General features: G+C 68.7%; 20 protein-coding genes and 1 riboswitch. Of the genes, 8 read left to right on the top strand and 12 right to left on the bottom strand.

Translation table 11 applies throughout. The features are described from left to right. Window positions 1–42 precede the first annotated feature (42 nt). From BM249_RS08775 to fae, 3 genes are all read left to right on the top strand, one after another. Window positions 43–957 (top strand): ATP-grasp domain-containing protein, encoded by a 915-nt coding sequence (locus BM249_RS08775; protein WP_091970959.1) that lies wholly within the window; start codon window positions 43–45, stop codon window positions 955–957. Next, on the top strand, window positions 957–1790 hold the full coding sequence (locus tag BM249_RS08770) for a triphosphoribosyl-dephospho-CoA synthase (RefSeq protein ID WP_091970958.1): 834 nt from the start codon (window positions 957–959) through the stop codon (window positions 1788–1790). Before BM249_RS08775 ends, BM249_RS08770 begins: the two co-directional genes overlap by 1 nt. Window positions 1791–2055: 265 nt before the next feature. After that, on the top strand, window positions 2056–2568 hold the full coding sequence (gene fae, locus BM249_RS08765) for a formaldehyde-activating enzyme (protein WP_091970957.1): 513 nt from the start codon (window positions 2056–2058) through the stop codon (window positions 2566–2568). Window positions 2569–2696: 128 nt separating this feature from the next. Here fae and BM249_RS08760 read toward each other — a convergent pair whose 3' ends face one another. Beyond that, entirely contained in the window at window positions 2697–3380 is a 684-nt protein-coding gene (locus BM249_RS08760) for a HisA/HisF-related TIM barrel protein (RefSeq protein ID WP_091970956.1), read from the bottom strand. Window positions 3381–3406: 26 nt separating this feature from the next. On the opposite strand from BM249_RS08760, the gene BM249_RS08755 reads away from it, so the two are divergent. Both BM249_RS08755 and BM249_RS08750 read left to right on the top strand, forming a co-directional pair. Then, a complete protein-coding gene (locus tag BM249_RS08755) occupies window positions 3407–4459 on the top strand; it encodes a hydantoinase/oxoprolinase family protein (RefSeq protein ID WP_244528657.1) in 1053 nt (350 codons plus the stop codon). Window positions 4460–4482: 23 nt separating this feature from the next. Then, window positions 4483–4683 carry a hypothetical protein gene (locus BM249_RS08750; RefSeq protein WP_091970955.1) on the top strand — a complete coding sequence of 67 codons (201 nt, stop codon included), beginning with the start codon at window positions 4483–4485 and terminating at the stop codon, window positions 4681–4683. Window positions 4684–4686: 3 nt separating this feature from the next. On the opposite strand, the gene BM249_RS08745 is transcribed toward BM249_RS08750, so the two are convergent. Next, window positions 4687–5778 carry a polyamine ABC transporter substrate-binding protein gene (locus tag BM249_RS08745; RefSeq protein WP_425284812.1) on the bottom strand — a complete coding sequence of 364 codons (1092 nt, stop codon included), beginning with the start codon at window positions 5776–5778 and terminating at the stop codon, window positions 4687–4689. A 41-nt stretch (window positions 5779–5819) separates the two neighbouring features. Next, entirely contained in the window at window positions 5820–6179 is a 360-nt protein-coding gene (locus BM249_RS08740; protein ID WP_091970954.1) for a RidA family protein, read from the bottom strand. Between the two features lie 208 nt (window positions 6180–6387). Here BM249_RS08740 and BM249_RS08735 point away from each other — a divergent pair, with 208 nt between their 5' ends. Beyond that, window positions 6388–6654, top strand: coding sequence for a GlsB/YeaQ/YmgE family stress response membrane protein (locus BM249_RS08735; RefSeq protein ID WP_091970953.1), 267 nt, complete (start codon window positions 6388–6390; stop codon window positions 6652–6654). A gap of 69 nt (window positions 6655–6723) precedes the next feature. On the opposite strand, the gene BM249_RS08730 is transcribed toward BM249_RS08735, so the two are convergent. From BM249_RS08730 to rpsO, 5 genes are all read right to left on the bottom strand, one after another. Further along, window positions 6724–6945: a YgaP family membrane protein gene (locus BM249_RS08730; RefSeq protein ID WP_091970952.1), complete on the bottom strand. Its 222-nt coding sequence runs from the start codon at window positions 6943–6945 to the stop codon at window positions 6724–6726. Window positions 6946–7149: 204 nt separating this feature from the next. Further along, window positions 7150–8466, bottom strand: a complete 1317-nt coding sequence (locus BM249_RS08725) for a sensor domain-containing diguanylate cyclase (RefSeq protein ID WP_091970951.1) — start codon at window positions 8464–8466, stop codon at window positions 7150–7152. Between the two features lie 7 nt (window positions 8467–8473). Then, on the bottom strand, window positions 8474–9202 hold the full coding sequence (locus tag BM249_RS08720; protein WP_091970950.1) for a hypothetical protein: 729 nt from the start codon (window positions 9200–9202) through the stop codon (window positions 8474–8476). A 554-nt stretch (window positions 9203–9756) separates the two neighbouring features. Next, on the bottom strand, window positions 9757–11928 hold the full coding sequence (gene pnp, locus BM249_RS08715; protein WP_091970949.1) for a polyribonucleotide nucleotidyltransferase: 2172 nt from the start codon (window positions 11926–11928) through the stop codon (window positions 9757–9759). A 217-nt stretch (window positions 11929–12145) separates the two neighbouring features. Continuing rightward, window positions 12146–12415, bottom strand: a complete 270-nt coding sequence (gene rpsO, locus BM249_RS08710; protein WP_091970948.1) for a 30S ribosomal protein S15 — start codon at window positions 12413–12415, stop codon at window positions 12146–12148. 407 nt (window positions 12416–12822) lie between these two features. Here rpsO and BM249_RS08705 point away from each other — a divergent pair, with 407 nt between their 5' ends. Then, window positions 12823–13023, top strand: coding sequence for a hypothetical protein (locus BM249_RS08705; RefSeq protein WP_091970946.1), 201 nt, complete (start codon window positions 12823–12825; stop codon window positions 13021–13023). Between the two features lie 67 nt (window positions 13024–13090). On the opposite strand, the gene BM249_RS08700 is transcribed toward BM249_RS08705, so the two are convergent. Continuing rightward, window positions 13091–14152: a threonine aldolase family protein gene (locus BM249_RS08700; protein ID WP_091970944.1), complete on the bottom strand. Its 1062-nt coding sequence runs from the start codon at window positions 14150–14152 to the stop codon at window positions 13091–13093. Window positions 14153–14205: 53 nt separating this feature from the next. Continuing rightward, window positions 14206–14313, bottom strand: a riboswitch (SAM-I-IV-variant riboswitch). Between the two features lie 289 nt (window positions 14314–14602). Then, a complete protein-coding gene (locus BM249_RS08695) occupies window positions 14603–15412 on the bottom strand; it encodes an exodeoxyribonuclease III (RefSeq protein WP_091970942.1) in 810 nt (269 codons plus the stop codon). A 167-nt stretch (window positions 15413–15579) separates the two neighbouring features. On the opposite strand from BM249_RS08695, the gene BM249_RS08690 reads away from it, so the two are divergent. Further along, window positions 15580–16332, top strand: coding sequence for a lysophospholipid acyltransferase family protein (locus BM249_RS08690; RefSeq protein WP_091970940.1), 753 nt, complete (start codon window positions 15580–15582; stop codon window positions 16330–16332). Between the two features lie 372 nt (window positions 16333–16704). Here BM249_RS08690 and BM249_RS08685 read toward each other — a convergent pair whose 3' ends face one another. Continuing rightward, window positions 16705–17592: a LolA family protein gene (locus tag BM249_RS08685; protein ID WP_091970938.1), complete on the bottom strand. Its 888-nt coding sequence runs from the start codon at window positions 17590–17592 to the stop codon at window positions 16705–16707. Window positions 17593–17713: 121 nt separating this feature from the next. Beyond that, window positions 17714–18175, bottom strand: a 462-nt coding sequence (locus tag BM249_RS08680) for a DNA translocase FtsK (protein WP_280142660.1), incomplete at its 5' end; no start/stop codon positions are given.

Here is an 18175-nt window from a genome sequence, read left to right as displayed (position 1 = left end):
AACCGGGCGGGATCGTTCCGGACATCGTGTGAGAACAAGACCATGCGGATCGGGCTCGCGGCCGACAACGGCAATTGGCACAAGGCGCGCCTGAAGGCGGCCCTGGAACATCTCGGCGCCGAACCGGTGCTGTTCTCGCTGGCCGACGTGGCCATCGTCACGGGCGGGCACGAGCCCCTGCGGGTGCCGGGCTTTCCCGATGCCCTGCCGGACGGCGTGCTGCTGCGGACCGTGGCGGGCGGCACCTTCGAGGCCACCACCATGCGGCTCGGCGTGCTCCACGCCCTGGTCGCCTCCGGCACCACCGTGTGGAATTCGCCGACCGGGATCGAGCGCTCCGTCGACAAGGCGATGACGAGCCTGCTCATCGACCGCGCCGGCCTGCCGACGCCCGGCACCTTCGTGGTGTCGAAGCGCGAGGCGGCGGCCGAGATCGTGGCCCGCGAGGCCGGGCCCGGCCGTCCCCTCGTGCTCAAGCCCCTGTTCGGCTCGCAGGGGGAGGGGCTCCAGCTCATCGAGACCCCGGACGACCTGCCGGACGAGGACGCCGTATCCCGCGTCTACTACCTCCAGCGCTACATCGCGCGCCGCGACGGCCTGTGGCGCGACTACCGGGTGTTCGTCTGCGAGGGACGGGCCATCGCCGGCATGATCCGCGAGGGCGACGGCTGGATCACCAATGTCCATCGCGGGGGCCGCCCCCTGTCGTGGGACATGCCGCCGGCCGCCGCCGATCTCGCCGAACGGGCGGCGGCGGCCGTGGGCGTCGATTACACCGGAATCGACCTCGTCGAGGATGGGGAGGGCGGCTTCCTCGTCCTCGAAGTCAATTCCATGCCGGCCTGGTCGGGGCTGCAGAAGGTCACCGAGACCGATATCGCACTCGCCGTCGCGCGCGGCTTCCTCAATGCCGTACGGGCGGCCCGGCCCCCGCGCCTCGTCTCGGCCCTCGGCTGATGGAGGCCGAAACCCTCGGGACAACCCGCATCGGGGCGGCCTATCGGGCAAGTTGCCTCGCCGAACTCGACGCCCTCAAGCCCGGCAACGTCCACGCCTACGCCGCCGGCCATCGCATGGCGGTGGCGGATTTCGTCACGAGTGCCGAGGTCTCAACCCCCCACCTCGCCCGCGCCGGGGCGCGGGTCGGCGAACGTATCCGCGGCGGCATGGCGGCGACCCTGGCGGCGGTGGGCCAGAACACCAATCTGGGCATCCTCCTCCTCTGCGCGCCCATCGCCCGTGCCGCGGAGGCCGGGGGCGACCTGGAGACCGCCCTCGCGCAGGTCCTCGACACCCTCGACGGGGCGGACGCGGCCGATGTCTACGCGGCGATCCGGCAGGCCAATCCCGGCGGCCTCGGCACGGCCGCCCGCCACGACGTGACGGCAACGGGCCCCGTGCCGGCCTTGCGCGACGCCATGGCGGAGGCGGCCGCCCGCGATGCCATCGCACGCGCCTACGGGACCGGCTTCTCCGACGTGTTCACGATCGGGCTGCCCGCCCTCGCGGCCGCCCGGGCCGGGGGGCTCTCGGAGCCCTGGACCACCACGGCCGTGTTCCTCGCGTATCTCGGCCGGGTGCCCGACAGCCACGTGGCGCGCAAGCACGGCCACGCCCGCGCCGAGGCCCTGCGCGAGGAGGCGGCCGCCCTCCTCGACCTCGACCTCGGGGCGCGCCCCGTGGAGCTTCTGCTGGCCCGGGACGCGGCCTGGAAGGCGGACGGTCTGAATCCCGGCACCAGTGCCGATTTCACCGTGGCGACCCTGTTCCTCGACCGCCTGCTGGGTTGAGGCCGAGGGCGTTTCGAGGACGCGGCGGCGCGTCAAGCCGTTTACCCTTTGAAAAGATTTGTTCCGGGCCGCCGCGAATAATTTGCCCAAAACAACCGCCCCCACAGGGTTGTTCCTGGGAAACGCCCAGAGTAGGTTCCGCGCCGCGATCCGGGCTAACCGGTCCGGCCCTCCGAGGGCTGGACGCCGTGAACAAGGATAGCTTTCGGCCGCGCCCGTTTCCGGGGGCGGTCACGTCTTTCAAGACTCCTGGGAGAAACCCCACATGGCGAAGATCAACAAGCTCCAGGTCGGCGAAGCCCTCGTTGGCGATGGCAACGAAGTCGCTCACATCGACCTCATCATCGGACCCCGTGGTTCGCCGGCCGAGACGGCCTTCGCAAACGGCCTCGTGAACAACAAGCACGGCTTCACCAGCCTGCTCGCGGTCATCGCGCCGAACCTGCCGTGCAAGCCCAACACCCTGATGTTCAACAAGGTCACCATCAACGACGCCCGTCAGGCCGTCCAGATGTTCGGCCCCGCCCAGCACGGTGTCGCCAAGGCCGTGCAGGATGCCGTCGCCGAGGGCACCATCCCCGCCGATGAGGCCGACGACCTGTTCATCCTGGTCGGCGTGTTCATCCACTGGGAAGCGGCCGACGACGCCAAGATCCAGAAGTACAACTACGAGGCCACCAAGCTCTCCATCGAGCGCGCCGTGAAGGGCGAGCCCACCGCTGCGACCGTGACCCAGCAGCGCAACTCGGCGACCCACCCCTTCGCTTCGAACGCTTAGATTGGAGGCAGTCCTGGGCAGAGCGAGCCTCCGCCCGCACCGCGGGGCCTGATCCAGCGACTGGCATCCATCTTCCTCGGACGATGAACTTTTGGAATGGGGCGGCTTCGGCCGCCCCTTTCTTTTGTCTACGCCGGGAGCGTACCGTCGTGGATCGCCGTGGCCACGAGGGCGCCCGCGACGCCGATGGCCGCGAGGGCCGCAACATCCTCCGCACCCCGCACCCCGCCCGCCGCGTAGAGGCGTGTCGCCGGGCTCGCCGTCCGGAGGGCGCGCAAGCGCTCCAGATCCGGACCGGCCCCGACGCCGACCCGGCCCAGCGTCATCACGATAACGTCGCGCGGCCAGTGTTCCGGCTCGTCGTGGAGGGCCGCCGGCCCGAGGCGTTCCGCCCCCCGCGTGTCGAGGGAGAACACGGCGCGATTCCCCAGCGCCCGCACTAGGCCGGCATCCCTCTGGCTCTCGCTGCCGATCACCGGCCGCCCGAATCCGGTGTCCAGGAACGCCTCGACCCCGGCCGCCTCGGCAAATCCCGCATCGACCCAGAGGGCGACGCCGGGGCAGGCAGCGCGAATCGCCGCGAGACTCGTCCGGTCCGGCGGGACGCCGTCCATGATCGCGTCGAGGTCGGCGACGTAGAGCGTCGTCGCCCCCACGGCGCCGAGCAAACCTTCCGCCACCGCTCCGGGCGACGATCCCTTTGCCAACGGCGTCACGATCGGGGCATAGGAAGCACGGTCCCCGGCCCGCGCCCGCACCACCTGCCCGTGGCGCAAGTCGATCACCGGGATGATCTCGAATCCGTCCGCCATCCGCCCTCTCGTTCCAGGCTCGCTCCGTGACAGCAGAAATCGCCTCCACGTCCGCCCCGGTGATCGGCTGGGATCTCGGGGGGGTCCATGTCAAGGCGGCCCTGGTGCGGGACGGCCGGGTCGAGACCGTGGTCCAAGCCCCGTGCCCCCTGTGGCGCGGCCTGCCCGCCCTCGATGCGACCTTTTCGGGGTTGCCCGACTGGGCGCGCGGCCAAGCCGACCACGTCGTCACCATGACGGGCGAACTCACCGACTGTTTCGCGGACCGGGCCGACGGCGTGGCGCAGCTCGCCGACTGGGCGGGTGCGAAGCTCGCCGGGTCCGTGCGCATCTATGGCGGCCGGGCGGGCCTCACCGATCCGAATCGGGCACGGGATCTCGCCGTCGACATCGCCTCGGCGAACTGGCACGCGACGGCGGCCCTCGTCGGGCGCTACCGGAGCCACGCGCTCCTCGTCGATATCGGCTCCACCACGGCCGACCTCATCCCCATCGTCGGCGGCGTGCCGGCGGCGACGGGCTACAGCGACGCCGAGCGCTCGGAGACGGGGGAACTCGTCTATACCGGCGTGGTGCGTTCGCATCCCATCGCGCTGACCGATCACGCACCGTTCCGGGGCCGCCGCACCCGCCTCATGGCCGAGACCTTCGCCACCATGGCGGACGCCTACCGCATCACCGGCGATCTGCCCGAGGGCGCCGATCAGCAGGGAAGCGCCGACGGCAAGGGCAAATCCCTGCGCGAGAGCGAGACGCGCCTCGCCCGCCTCATCGGCCGCGACCATGGCGAGGGCGCGTCCGCCGACTGGCAGGCGCTCGCCGCCCATTTCGCCGAGGCACAAATGCGCCCCTTGCATGACGCGGCCGCCCTGCTGCTCTCGCGCGCCGATCTGCCGGCGGACGCCCCCCTGGTGGTCTGCGGAGCCGGCCGATTCCTGGCCGAACGCCTCGCGGCCCGCCTCGGCCGCCCGACCGTGGCGCTGACCGACCTCATCGCCGATGCCCTTCCCCGGACGGGGGCCGACTGGGCCTCCACCTGCGGACCGGCCGTGGCCGTCGCCCTCTTGGCCGCGTCCTGATCTTCCCCCTCGGAGCCGACCCTATGACCGCCACCCATCGCCTCGCCCGTATCCTCGCCACCCATTCGGGCGCCGACATCGAACTCGCCTTCGCGACGCAGGACGGCCTGACCGTCAAGGTCCTGGCCACCCCGGACCAGATCGACCGCCTCGTGGACGAGCTGGAGGATATCCTGAACTCGCCGGCCGGCCCCGAGGCACCCGAGCCGCCCGCCGCCGCGTGAAACTCAGCGGCCGGTGCGGATACGGGTCCAGAGGCGGCCGACGAAACGCTGGGTCCGCTCGTCCAAGGCGGGGGCGACGGACAGGCGCTGCATCGTGGCATCGTCCGGATAGATCCCGGGATTGCCCAGGATCTCCGGCTTCACGAACCGCTTCGCGGCGGCATTGCCGCTCGCATAGGCGGTGAAATTGGTGTTGGCCGCCGCCACCTCGGGCCGCATCATGTAGTCGATGAAGGCGTGAGCCTCGGTCGCGTGGGGGGCGTCCTTCGGGATCGCGAAGGCGTCGAACCAGATGAGCGCGCCCTCGCGGGGGATGGCGTAGGCGACCTCGACGTCGTTGCGGGCCTCCTCGGCCCGCTTCTTCGCCTGCATCATGTCGCCGGAGGAGCCGACCGCGAGACACAGGTCGCCGTTGGCGAGGCCGTCGATGAACTCCGAGGAATGAAACTTCCGCACGGCCCCTCGCACCTTGAACAGAGCGTCGGTGACCTGGGTGATGTCGTCCCAGCGCTTGGTGTCCGGCTTGAGACCGTAGGCCGGCAACAGGCTCGGGATCAGATCCTCGGGCGAATCGAGGAGCATCACGCCGCAATCCTTGAGCTTGTTCAGCAGACCGCCGTTGAGGACGAGGCTCCAGGTGTTGAGGGGCTGCGCAGCGCCGAGGCGCTCGCGCACGAGGCCGAGATTGACGCCGATGCCCGTGGTGCCCCAGGTGTAGTCGACGGCGTAGGCATTGCCCGGATCGTAAGCGGCGAGCCGACCGGCGATCTCCGGCCAGACATGGACGAGGTTCGGGAGCTTCGCCTTGTCGAGGGGCTGGAACGCCTGCGCCCGGATCAGTCGCTGCAGGAACGGCCCCGACGGCACCACGACATCGTAGCCGGACCGGCCGGCCAACAGTTTGGTCTCCAAGACCTCGTTGTTGTCGTAGGTGTCGTACACGACCTTGATGCCCGTCTCCTTCGTGAAGGCATCGAGCATCCGGGGATCGAAATAATCCGCCCAGTTGTAGATCGCGACCACGCGCTCCGGCGCGGCCTTGGGGGACGGAGCTTGGGCGCGCGCAGGAGCGTCCCAGCCGCAGGCCAGAGCCAGAAGCGCCCCGACGACGCGACCGCGACGGCTGCGCGCGCGGCTCACGCGGCGGCCTTGACGGCGACGATGACGATCTCGACGAGGTATTCGGGACCGGCGAGACGAGCTTCGACGGTGGCGCGGGCCGGCGGGTTCTCGCGCGACACCCAGGCGTCCCAGGCGGCATTCATCTCCGCGAAGGTGGCGATATCGGCGAGATAGATCGTAGCCGTGAGGATGCGGGTCTTGTCGCTGCCCGCCGCCGCGAGGAGGCGGTCGATGCTGGCGAGGATTTCCTGGGTCTGCGCCGTGACGCCGGCTCCCACGGTGGTCCCGGCCACCTGACCGGCGAGGTAGACCATGTCGCCATGGGTGACGGCCTGGCTCATGCGCGGGCCGGATTCGAAGCGCTGGATCGTCATAGGAACGTGTTTGCCTTTTGCGGCCCGTCCATCGCGGGCCATGGGTCCGCGTTGTGCCGCGCGGCGGGGGCGACCGTAAAGGGGGCGATGCCGCCGGTGTGTCGCCGATGCGACAATCTCGCCAGTTCCCCGCAACCAGTCCTGCGATGCGGCGTTTCCTGATCACTCAACGGCCAAGTCTGGACCGAGGCGTATCGAGGATCGACCCATGGGTATCATCTGGACCATCATCATCGGCTTCATCGCCGGTGTCGTCGCCAAGTTCATCATGCCGGGCAACAACGAGCCGGCCGGCTTCATCATGACGACGATCCTGGGCATCGTCGGCGCCTTCGTCGCCACATTCCTCGGTCAGGCCCTCGGCTGGTACGGCCCGAATCAGGGCGCGGGTTTCATCGGCGCCGTGGTCGGCGCCATCGTGGTGCTCGCCATCTACGGCTTCGTCGCCAGCCGCCGCACCACCCGCACCTTCTGATCCGTCCCTTCCGGATCCGGATCCGCGAAACAGCCACCAGCAGGGGCGCCCTCGGGCGCCCCTTTTCGTTCAGGCCGTGTGGTTGATCTGCTTGACCGGGCAATGGCCGGTGGCGCCCCGGATGGCGAGGCCCGCGCCGATGACCAGGGCGGCGAGGCTGAGGAACTTGTTCGGGCGCGGCTGGGCGGCGGCGGCGGCGATGCCGAGGCCGAGCACCACGGAGACGGCCCGCTCCGTGGTCGTCAGGTTGGTCTCACCCTCGAACAGGCTGGGGATCATCGGATCGGACATTCTGAAACGGACTCCTGGAACGTGCCGAAGCGGCATCGCGAGGCGAACGCGGGGTGAGGGCGGGCGTTCCGCAGGGCACGGACTGATACGGTTTCCGGTTGATTGCTTCGGATTGATCGGGCGCGACGGGCTCCCTCTCTTGGAAGGAGAGGGAGCCCGCGCTTGCCAGAGACCGAATGAATCAACCGGAAACCGTATGAGACGTCAGGCGGCGCTGCGCCGGTCCGAAGACGGCGCGCCATCGGCCGCCTCCACCCGGTTGCGGCCGTTGCGCTTGGCCTCGTAGAGGGCGAGATCGACGCGGGACAGGAGGGCGTCGACGCTGTCGCCCGCCCTCAGTTCGGCGACGCCGAACGAGCAGGTGAGGTCGCCGACCGCCGGAAACGGCGTCTCCTCCACGCGCCGGCGCATGGCTTCCGCCAGGGCGCGGACGGTGGCGCCGTCGGCCTCCGGGCACAGCACCATAAATTCCTCGCCGCCCCAGCGCCCCAGTCGTGCGCCCGGCGGCAGAATCCCGCGCAGGAGATCGGCGCAGGCGACGAGGACGGCGTCGCCCGTCGCATGGCCGTACCGGTCGTTGATCCCCTTGAAGTGATCGACATCCGCCAGGATGACGCCACAGCGAGCGCCGGCCTGCGCCACCGCCTGCGCCAATCCTTCGTCGAGGTCGCGACGATTGCCGAGGCCGGTGAGCGGGTCGGTACGGGCGAGGCGTTCGAGATCGCGGGTCCGCGCCTCGACGCGGGCCTGCAGCGTGGCGTTGACCTCCTTCAGATCGCGCATCAGCGCGGCGTTCTCGTCGAAGGCGCCGCGCAGCTTCGACGCCATGGCATTGAACGCCTGGGCCAGGAGGTGGAGTTCGTGGTGGCCCCGCGCCGGCAGCGGCAGGGGGCGTGCCCCGAGGGTCTCGGAATCGAGCCCGTCCACGAAGTGGCCGATCCGCGCGAGGGGGCGCCCCACCATGGCGTGGACCACCACCCAGAAGATCACCCATAGGGCCAGGGTCTTCAGGATGGAGTTCACCAAGATGACGATCAGGGTGCCTTTCACCTGTTCGAGGGCGATGCCGTCGTTGGAACGGACGGTCCAGCGTCCGACCGGGTGGGGCTGCCCCGCCTCGTCCATGTAGACGAGGGCGAACTCACGGGTGATGGGCCGGTCGAGGAACGAGCCGCTCGGTACGCGGGCCTCCGGCGCGTCGCGGCGCTCGACCTCTCGGCCATGCTCGTCGCGAACCTCGACCCCCATCACGACGGGCATCTGGACCATGCCGTTGAGGATGCCGCGCAGGACGCCGGTGTTGTAGCTCCAGAGGGCATCGGCCAAGCCAGCCCCGAAGGTCCGTTCCATGGCCTGAACGTCCGCCTCCAGGCGGCGATGGGCGCTCCGGTATTCGGTCAGGATCTGGAGGGCGGTGACGAGGACCGCCACCCCGAGATAGCAGCCGAAGATCACCCGCAGCAAGCGACCGGCGAGGGAGCCGGCGGGGCGCACCGCGCGCGCGGGGAGGGAGAGCGGCATCGCGTGCCTACTCACTCTTCAGGAACGCGTTGTCATAGACGTTTCGGATCGTCGGGAGATCATCCGGATCGGCCCAGGCCTCGACGATCTGCCGGTAAGCCGGCGTCGTGCGCTCCACCCGCAGGATCGCATCAATGCGCTCGACGAGGCGCCGCCCCCAGGGCGTTTTCGGGCACATGACGCGGGCGAAGACCGGTTCGGGCTCCTCGATGAACGGAAGGGCCGCGAAGGCGTCGGCCTGCCCGAGGCTCCTCGCGCCGTAGCTCGCGATGGTCGGATACTCGACGAGATAATCCAGCCGCTTGGCGAAAAGCATCCGCAAGGCCTCATCGAACTCCGCGTGGAGGTGAGGGGAGGCGGCTTGCGCCAGCAGGCTATCGACTCGACTGCCCAAGGACCGGCTCCTCAGCACGCTCGTTCGCAGGGTTCGATCCGCGAGCAACGTCGCCAGCGACAGGGGGGCGAGCGCCGCGAATCGCGCACGTTCGGACGCAGGCACGATGATCCGGACAGGATAGAACAGGGCGACCGGCAAGGAAAAGACCGCGAACGCCTCCCGTTCGGGTGTCTTCACCCCGCCGATGAAACAGAACGCGACGCCGTCCCGGAGGGAGGCGAGGACGCGGGGGAACGGTGCCCGCAGGGTCGCGGCGGGCGCCCCCGACAGTCGCTCGTCCAGAAGCGCGCGAATCCGGTCGAAGATTCCCGCATTTCGGTCCGCTCCGCCCGCGATCATGAACGGGGGGGCATCGTAGATCGCCCAGACCGGGCTCGGCTCCTGCCCCCGGACCGACGTCGCTAACGAAATCGTGATCGCTCCACTGAGTAGAACGCGGCACCAATCTCGCCTGTTGCGAGGTTTGGTCCGGCCCTTCGAGGTGACGGGAAGACGAGATCCGATCAGCATGAATCCCTATCGCATGGGAAAAACTAAAATCCCATCGACAAGGCGCAGGCGGGAAGCACGTCACCGTCATCGGCCATCCCATTGCCTTTGGGGCATCACGACATCCGGAGCGAGAAGGAACAACAAACCTTCGAAGAGCATACCAAGGCCATCGGTACCGTGCACATCTTCCGCGACCGCCAACATTGCTCGCCGAAGCGGAGGCCGGCTTGGCAAACGTCACGGCGGCTTATGAATGACCGAGAGCCCGTGTCCGTCTTCGAGAGCCCGGGCAAGCCGCATCGCGCAACAAAAAAGGCGCGGCCCCTCATCGGGGCCGCGCCTGGTTCGTCGCGCCCCCCACGGCGACGATCGTCACCATGGGAAGGCGTCGCGGTTGGGGCTTACGCCTCCTGCCGGGGGCCGCGGGCGCGGTCCTGCTCGGCGTTGCGCTCGGCCTTCAGCTTCTCGGTGATGTCCTCACCGGTCTCCTGATCGACCACCTTCATGGAGAGGCGGATCTTGCCGCGGTCGTCCTGACCGAGGAACTTCACCTTCACCTTTTGGCCTTCCTTGACGACGTCCGTCACCTTGGCGACGCGCTGGGCGGCGAGTTCCGAGATGTGAACGAGGCCGTCCTTGGCGCCGAAGAAGTTCACGAAGGCGCCGAACTCCATCGTCTTCACGACGGTGCCGTCGTAGATCATGCCCGGCTCGGCTTCCGCCACGATGGAGCGAATCCAGTTATAGGCCGCCTTGATGGCCTTGCCGTCTGCGGAAGCGATCTTCACCGTGCCGGTGTCGTCGATGTTGATCTTGGCGCCGGTCTTCTCGACGATCTCGCGGATCACCTTGCCGCCGGTGCCGATCACTTCACGGATCTTGTCGGTGGGGATCTGCATGGTCTCGATGCGCGGCGCGTACTCGCCGAGCTCGGGACGGGCGTCGGTGAGGGCCTTGGCCATTTCGCCGAGGATATGGACGCGGCCTTCCTGAGCCTGCTCCAGGGCGACCTTCATGATCTCCTCGGTGATGCCGGCGATCTTGATGTCCATCTGCAGTGAGGTGATGCCGGCTTCCGTGCCCGCCACCTTGAAGTCCATGTCGCCCAAGTGATCCTCGTCGCCGAGGATGTCGGACAGCACGGCGTAGCGCTCACCCTCGAGGATGAGGCCCATGGCGATGCCCGCCACGGGACGGCGCAGGGGCACGCCCGCATCCATCAGGGACAGCGAGGCGCCGCAGACGGAGGCCATGGAGGACGAGCCGTTGGACTCGGTGATCTCGGACACGACGCGGATCGTGTACGGGAACTCGTGGGCCGGCGGCAGCACGGGGTGCACGGCGCGCCAAGCGAGCTTGCCGTGGCCGATCTCGCGACGGCCGGGCGAACCCATGCGGCCGGTCTCGCCCACGGAATAGGGCGGGAAGTTGTAGTGCAGCAGGAAGGTTTCCTTATAGGTGCCTTCGAGGGCGTCGATGAACTGCTCGTCTTCGCCGGTGCCCAGGGTCGCGACCACCAGGGCCTGGGTCTCGCCGCGGGTGAACAGCGACGAACCGTGGGCGCGCGGCAGCACGCCGACCTGGGACTCGATGGGACGCACGGTGCGGACGTCACGTCCGTCGATGCGCGACCCGGTGTCGAGGATGTTCCAGCGGACCACCTTCGACTGCGCTTCCTTGAATGCGGCCTTGACCTTCTCGGGGCTGAACTTCTGCTCGCCCTCGGCCGGGCAAAGAGCCGCGACCACCTTCGCCTTCACGGCGTCGACGGCGGCGTAGCGCTCCTGCTTCACCGTGTTCTTGTAGGCCTCGCGCAGCTCCGACTCGCAGATTTCGAGCACGGCCTTCTCGACATCGCCGTTCTCGGGCGCGGAGAAGTTGCGGGGTTCCTTGGCGGCCTTCTCGGCCAGGCGCACGATGGCCTCGATCACCGGCTGGAAGTGCTTGTGGCCGAACATCACGGCGCCGAGCAGAACCTCTTCACTCAGCTCCTTGGCCTCGGACTCCACCATCAGGACGGCGTCGCTCGTGCCGGCGACGACGAGGTCGAGGGAGGAGGCGTCGAGATCGGCGACCAGGGGGTTCAGGCTGTACTGGCCGTTGGCGTAACCGACGCGGGCGGCGCCGATGGGACCCATGAACGGCACGCCCGACAGGGTGAGCGCGGCGGAAGCCGCCACCATGGCGAGGATGTCGGGATCGTTCTCGAGGTCGTGGGTCAGGACGGTGACGACGACCTGGGTGTCGTTGCGCCAGCCCTCGACGAAGAGCGGGCGGATCGGACGGTCGATGAGGCGGGAGACCAGGGTCTCCTTCTCGGAGGGCCGGCCCTCGCGCTTGAAGTAGCCGCCGGGGATGCGGCCGGCGGCGTAGGCGCGCTCCTGATAGTTCACGGTGAGCGGCAGGAAGTCGATGCCCGCCTTGGGCTCCTTGGCGGACACGACGGTGGCGAGCACCGAGGTCTCGCCATACGTCGCCATCACGGCGCCGTCGGCCTGGCGGGCGACCTTGCCCGTCTCGAGGACGAGCTTGCGGTCGCCCCACATGAGCTCTTCGCGTTGGACGTCGAACATTCTTTGATCCTTGCCATCATGCGGTCGGGCGAACCCGACGGCGCCAGGGGCAAGATGGCGCGCGGTTCCCGGGAGCAACCGGTAAACCGCGCGCGATCCTGTCCCCGACGAGCCGCCTTCAAGTCGCCCGGGGTTCGGGAGGCCGGACCCATTCCGGCAGCCCGATCTGTGGAAACGCGGCCCCGGGCCGGGCCCGGAACCGCGTGAAAGACGCCGCTTAGCGGCGGATGCCGAGGCGCTCGATGAGGGCGCGGTAGCGGGCCTCATCCTTGCGCTTGACGTAGTCGAGCAGCGAGCGGCGCTGCGAGACCATCTTCAGGAGGCCGCGGCGGGAGTGGTTGTCCTTGCCATGGGTCTTGAAGTGGCCGGTGAGGTTGGTGATCCGCTCCGTGAGGATCGCCACCTGGACCTCGGGGGACCCCGTGTCCTTGCCGCCCGTTGCGTATTCCTTGATGAGCGCGGTCTTGCGCTCTGCCGTGATCGACATCGCTATCCCTTTCGGTGGGGTGTTCGGATCGGGCGAGCCCCAGCCATGCGGAGTCTCGCGAACGCTCGAGGGGTGGCCGGTGCCGGGATGTCGTCCAGCACGGTCGCTCCACAAGCAGCTTGTGCCCCGGCCCCGTTCACACGGGTCGAAGCGCGCGGACCATACACGAAACCCCGTGCCGCGCCACCCCCGCCCCGGCCCCGTCCAATGCCCCTGCGGACCGCCGCGGAGCCGTCCGGGCTCGGCGCAGCCCGAACACGCCGCCCGCCGTCCCGATCGGTGATCGCGCACCCCGGGAACCTCCGTCCCGATAGCCCGTTGACGATCAGATTAGAGTTCTTCCAACTCGCAACTGACGACGGTGCTGCTGCTCAGGTGGCGGCCGCGGACGCAACGGGAGCAGGGTCATGGCGAACGCCAAGTGTGAGAGCTGCAGGTTCTTCGACGAGCACAAGGTCAACGGCGCGATGGCGGCGGCCGACGAGGGCCTGTGCCGGTTCAATCCCCCGGTCAGCCAGCCCGAACCGAAGTCGCCCGGCCTGTGGCCGGTGGTGGGCGCCGCCGATTGGTGCGGCCACTACACGCCCGAGATGAGCGCGGCCGAGTAAACCGTCCTTCGGAGCCGGATACGCGAAGGGCCAGCCGCGCGGCTGGCCCTTCTTCGTTCTCAGACCCTCAAGCCGCCCTGCGACTGAGGCTGCCGATGTCCCGCGCCAGGGCATCGACTCGGGCCGGATCGGAATCCCACGCGAACATGAACCGGGCCCCGCCGCCGATGAAGGTGTAGAAGCGCCAGCCGCAGGCGCGCAGGGCCTCCAGTCGCTCGGGGTCAGCGGCGAGGAACACCGCGTTGGCCTCGACGGGGAACATCGCCCGCCAGTCGGGCAGGTCGGCCACGGCCTCAGCGAGGCGGCGCGCACAGGCATTGGCGTGGCCCGCATGCCTGAGCCAGGCGCCGCCCTCCAGCATCCCGACCCAGGGCGCCGAGAGGAAGCGCATCTTCGAGGCGAGCTGCCCCGCCTGCTTGCAGCGGTAGCCGAAATCCTCCGCCAGGACAGGATCGAAGAACAGAATCGCTTCTCCCGCCGCCATGCCGTTCTTGGTGCCGCCGAAGCACAGGAGATCGACGCCCGCGCGCCACGTCATATCGGCCGGGGCGCAGCCGAGGCTCGCGCAGGCATTGGCGAAGCGGGCGCCGTCCATGTGAAGGCGCAGGCCGAGATCCCGGCAGGCGGCCGAGAGGGCGCGGATCTCCGCGAGGGTATAGACTTGGCCCGTCTCCGTGGGCTGGGTGATCGTCACCACCCGAACCTTGGGAAAGTGGATGTCGGATCGCCCGGTGGCCAATGCCCGCACCGCCGCCGGAGTCAGCTTGCCGTTCTCGGTGGGGGCGACGAGGAGCTTCGAGCCGTTGGAGAAGAATTCCGGCGCGCCGCACTCGTCCGTCTCGACATGGGCCGAGGCCGCGCAGATGACGCTGTGATAGGATTGGCAGAGGGACGCGAGGGCGAGGGCATTGGCGGCGGTGCCGTTGAAGGCGAAGAACACCTGCGCGTCGGGCTTGTCGAACAGATCCCGAAAGGCGTCCGCCGCGCGCGCCGTCCACGGGTCCTCACCATAGGCCGGCATCGAGCCCGCGTTGGCGGCCTGCGTCGCTGCCCAGGCTTCCGGACAGATGCCGGCGTAATTGTCGCTGGCGAATTGCTGAGGCGTCGGAGTTTGGTCGTCGAGGGGCATCGCTGAATTCGCCTGTCGATCCGGGGCCGCACGGGAGGCGGGACGACGCTGTGGCGAAACCCGTTTTTTGCCGGTCCGGCCACATCCCCTCGCGTCCGAGGGCACCACCTTGCCCGGGAGCAGGTTGGCGTCGGGCGTCGGCCCGACTCTTGATGCGATGCCCATCGTAGCAGACCGAGGCTGCGCCGCAAGGCAGCGTGGGCCGGACACGAAAACGGGCCCCGCAGGGCCCGTTCCGTTCACAATCGTCTCGACGCCGGATGTGGCGAAGTCTCGCTCAGTACGAGCGACGGGTCGGCGTGCCGGAATAGCGGCGACGGAAGTAGGATACGAGCTTCGGCAGGAGGAAGGCGACGAGCAGCTTGCGCATGGATACTCCAGGTTGGCCGCACCGGGCGGCATCTTGGAGGACCAATGCGGATGCCCCGGCCCGCGTTCCCGCCGGCGCCGTCAAAGCTCCAGGGTCAGGGTCACCGGGGCGTGGTCGGAGGGGCGCTCCCAGCCGCGCGCATGTCGCGCCACAGTGACGTCGCGCACGGTGCCGGCGAGGTCGGGCGAGACCCAGGCATGGTCGAGGCGCCGGCCCTTGTTCGCCGCCGCCCAGTCGGGCGAGCGGTAGCTCCACCACGTGTAGATCTTCTCGGGCTCCGGCACGAGGAGACGGGCCGTATCGACCCAGCCGGCCTCGCCCCGCAGGGTCTCGAAGGCTTCTGTCTCCACCGGGGTATGGCTCACCACGTCGAGGAGCTGCTTGTGCGACCAGACGTCATGCTCGAGCGGCGCGACATTGAGGTCGCCCACCAGAATCGCCGGACCGGACGGACGGCGCCCGCCCCAGGCCCGTAACTCGGCGAGGAAATCGAGCTTGTGGCCGAATTTCGGATTGAGATCGCGGTCGGGCACGTCGCCGCCGGCCGGCACGTAGAAATCGTGCAGCACGAGGCCGGCGGCCGCCCCCGCCTCCGGCCCCAATACCGCCGAGATGTGGCGCGCGTCCAGCCGCTCGCAGAACGCCATGCAGTCGCGGGACAAAAGCGGAAACCGTGACAGGATCGCGACGCCGTTATAGCCCTTCTGCCCGGCGAAGACGACATGCTCGTAGCCCGACCCACGCAGGGCCTTGAGGGGAAAGGCGTCGTCGGGACACTTCGTCTCCTGCAGGCACAGGACATCGGGCCGAGCCTCGGCGAGGAAGCGCAGGACGAGATCGATGCGCAGGCGCACCGAGTTGATGTTCCAAGTGGTGACGGTGAGGCGCAACGATCGGCTCGCTTGGACCAGGAAAACGTATAAAGGATCGGGCGCGCGGCGGCGCGGCTTCGCTTTAGACCGAAACCGCCCCGGCCGTCGCCGTGGGAAATGCCGCGTCCGCCCGTGATCCCCTCGGGGATCGGGGACGGACGCGCGATTCGAGGACTCCTCTGACCGTGTCGCGCATCCGCTCCACGCTGTTCAACCTGTACTGGGCCGGCTGGACCGCGCTCTTCCTGGCGCCCCTGGTGGTGCTCGCGGCCCTCGGCTCACCCGCGAAACCGATCCGCGCGGCGACGCGCCTGTGGTCGAGGGGCATCCTGTTCGGCCTCGCCCGCATCGTGCGCCTCACCTACGTGGAGGAGGGACGGGCGAACATTCCGGCCGAACCCTGCCTCATCGTCGCCAACCACCAATCGGCCTGGGAAACCCTGGCCTTCCTCACCCTGGTGCCCAATGTCGCCATCGTGGCGAAACGCGAACTCGTGGCGATCCCCATCGTCGGCTGGTTCCTGCGCCGCTCGCCGATGATCATCATCGACCGGGCCAACGGCACCCAGGCCCTTCGGGTGATGATCGACGAGAGCCGGGCGGCCATCGCGGACGGTCGCTCGGTGCTGATGTTTCCGGAAGGCACCCGCAACGCCATCACCGAACCGGTGCAGTTCAAGCGCGGCGTCGAACTCCTCTACGCCAAGCTCGGCCTGCCGGTGCTGCCGGTGGCGGTCAATTCCGGTCTGTTCTGGCCCCATGGCGGTTCGCGCCATTATCCCGGAGCTGTGACGGTGCGCTATCTCCCGCCCCTGCCGCCGGGGCTTTCGGGCGCGGCGTTCCTGGAGGGGACGCAGGAGGCAATCGAGGTGGAGCTGGACCGGTGGCGCGTCCCGTCCGACAAGCGGCCCGCCGATACGCTCCTAGCGGACGGCTGAGCGCGGCACGTCCCCTCGGTCAAACATCGGTCGAGCCACCACGATCCCGAGAACCGTGCGGAGACGCCTCAGCGCTTTGGTAGGGTCGCAGACGATACGCCCCTCGCGGAGACCTGAACCGCGCGAAGCGACATGAGAGGACAGCCGTCCGGTGATCCCGGCAGTCGTCGAACCGATCCGCCTCAATCCGAGATCACAGATTCCTTTGAAAAGCGGCTTGGATATCCATCCGGACAGCAGGGAACGACAAGACATCGACGAGAAGACTAGCGACAATACCCGATTGATCTTTCCGAACCTGTCCGACCAGCCGCACTCCTTGCGGTATGAACTCACGCCCCCGGCGCGATGACTCGACATCCTTGGCGCGCCTTATTGCGCCCGGATCTGCTTCTCCATAGCCCGATCCTCGGTCCGACCGTAATTGATGAAGAACGCCGTGCCGTCGACGCTGCGGCCTTTCTGCAGGTTCGAGAGCTGCACCGTGGTCTGGTAGCCCTGCGGGTCGGTGATGCGCCATTGGCTCAGGGTCTTCACCTCGGCGTCGAAGAACAGTTGGATCTTCGAGGTGCCGCCGAGCGTCGAGCGATCTTCCAAGGAGATGCGCACGCCGCCCGGATCGTTCGAGACGTCCGAGACCGTGAGGTCGCGGGCCAGATCGATCTTGTCGCGCAGGAGGAATTTCAGGGGCGTCTGCGAAATGAAGTAGAGGTCCTGGGTGCCGAGCTTGCGGTCCTTCACCGCCACCGACGTGCCGTCCGCCACCACTTCGAGGGGGGAGGGCTGGTCGTAGTCGAAGCGCAGGCGGCCGGGCTTGGCCAGGGTGAGCTTGCCGCCGATGCGCCGCCCATCGGCGCCGATCTGGATGAAGTTGCCCGTGAGGGTGGTGATACCGTTGAAGTAGGCGTTGGCCTGCGCGAGCACGGCGCCGGCATCGGCGTCCTGCGCCAGGGGCGCGCCGACGGCCGCCACCTTGGCCGAATCGGCGGCCTTCGCGGCGGCCTTGGGTGAAGCACTCTTGTCGCCGGGCGGCTTGGCGGGCGTCTCCTTGGCGGGCTTTGCCGCCTGCGGCGCGGGCTTCTTCGCGGCGGGCGCCGGCGACGGGGCTTCCGGTTCGACCGGCGCGGGGGCCGGCTCTTCCTTACGGCCGAACAGGCCGTCGAGGAACGAGCCTTGCGCCATGGCGGGCACCGGAGCGACGACGGCCGCCGCCAGGATGAACAGCGGGCCGGCGGCGAGACGGGGACGGCGGCCGATCATCTGACGATCTCCTGAAGGTGGTCCGGGCGGGGCGGCCTCGGCTTAGAGGCCGCCCCTGTGGCGATTATGCGACGGCGTGAAGAGCCGCGCACGGGTCGGCAACCCACGCGGTCAACACGGATCAATCGTCGTAATCCATCATGGCGACGGGGCCGCCCTCCATGAGGATCTCGCGCTTGCCGGCATGGTTGGCCGGGCCGACGATGCCCTCGATCTCCATCCGCTCCATGATTGAGGCGGCGCGGTTGTAGCCGATCTGGAGGCGGCGCTGGATGTAGGAGGTGGACGCCTTCTTGTCCCGCATCACCACCTGCACGGCCTGATCGTAGAGTTCGGCGCCCGGATCGATACCACCGGTCGCCGCGAAGGCGCCGCCGTCGAAGATCGGCGCGTCGAGATCCTCGGACTCGATGGCCTGGGCCTTCTCGGCCTTGTCGGCCTTCGAACCCTTGGCCGGCTTCTCGTCGGGCGGCGAATCGTCGGTGGTCACGGCTTCGAGGTAGGACGGACGGCCCTGTCGCTTGAGGTGCGCCACCACGCTCTCGACCTCCGAATCCGAGCAGAACGGCCCGTGCACGCGGGT

This window comes from Methylobacterium gossipiicola (assembly GCF_900113485.1).
In the GTDB taxonomy this organism is placed as follows: Bacteria; Pseudomonadota; Alphaproteobacteria; order Rhizobiales; family Beijerinckiaceae; genus Methylobacterium; species Methylobacterium gossipiicola.
The sequence above is the reverse complement of the archived record's forward strand: the minus strand, read 5'-3'. Positions and strand labels throughout refer to the sequence as shown.

What these genes read in the sequence shown, in the direction of transcription:
- BM249_RS08775 (WP_091970959.1), top strand. Translation starts at nt 43, where the DNA reads ATGCGGATCGGGCTCGCGGCCGACAACGGCAATTGGCACAAGGCGCGC.
- BM249_RS08770 (WP_091970958.1), top strand. Translation starts at nt 957, where the DNA reads ATGGAGGCCGAAACCCTCGGGACAACCCGCATCGGGGCGGCCTATCGG.
- fae (WP_091970957.1), top strand. Translation starts at nt 2,056, where the DNA reads ATGGCGAAGATCAACAAGCTCCAGGTCGGCGAAGCCCTCGTTGGCGAT.
- BM249_RS08760 (WP_091970956.1), bottom strand. Translation starts at nt 3,380, where the DNA reads ATGGCGGACGGATTCGAGATCATCCCGGTGATCGACTTGCGCCACGGG.
- BM249_RS08750 (WP_091970955.1), top strand. Translation starts at nt 4,483, where the DNA reads ATGACCGCCACCCATCGCCTCGCCCGTATCCTCGCCACCCATTCGGGC.
- BM249_RS08740 (WP_091970954.1), bottom strand. Translation starts at nt 6,179, where the DNA reads ATGACGATCCAGCGCTTCGAATCCGGCCCGCGCATGAGCCAGGCCGTC.
- BM249_RS08735 (WP_091970953.1), top strand. Translation starts at nt 6,388, where the DNA reads ATGGGTATCATCTGGACCATCATCATCGGCTTCATCGCCGGTGTCGTC.
- BM249_RS08730 (WP_091970952.1), bottom strand. Translation starts at nt 6,945, where the DNA reads ATGTCCGATCCGATGATCCCCAGCCTGTTCGAGGGTGAGACCAACCTG.
- BM249_RS08725 (WP_091970951.1), bottom strand. Translation starts at nt 8,466, where the DNA reads ATGCCGCTCTCCCTCCCCGCGCGCGCGGTGCGCCCCGCCGGCTCCCTC.
- BM249_RS08720 (WP_091970950.1), bottom strand. Translation starts at nt 9,202, where the DNA reads ATGATCGCGGGCGGAGCGGACCGAAATGCGGGAATCTTCGACCGGATT.
- pnp (WP_091970949.1), bottom strand. Translation starts at nt 11,928, where the DNA reads ATGTTCGACGTCCAACGCGAAGAGCTCATGTGGGGCGACCGCAAGCTC.
- rpsO (WP_091970948.1), bottom strand. Translation starts at nt 12,415, where the DNA reads ATGTCGATCACGGCAGAGCGCAAGACCGCGCTCATCAAGGAATACGCA.
- BM249_RS08705 (WP_091970946.1), top strand. Translation starts at nt 12,823, where the DNA reads ATGGCGAACGCCAAGTGTGAGAGCTGCAGGTTCTTCGACGAGCACAAG.
- BM249_RS08700 (WP_091970944.1), bottom strand. Translation starts at nt 14,152, where the DNA reads ATGCCCCTCGACGACCAAACTCCGACGCCTCAGCAATTCGCCAGCGAC.
- BM249_RS08685 (WP_091970938.1), bottom strand. Translation starts at nt 17,592, where the DNA reads ATGATCGGCCGCCGTCCCCGTCTCGCCGCCGGCCCGCTGTTCATCCTG.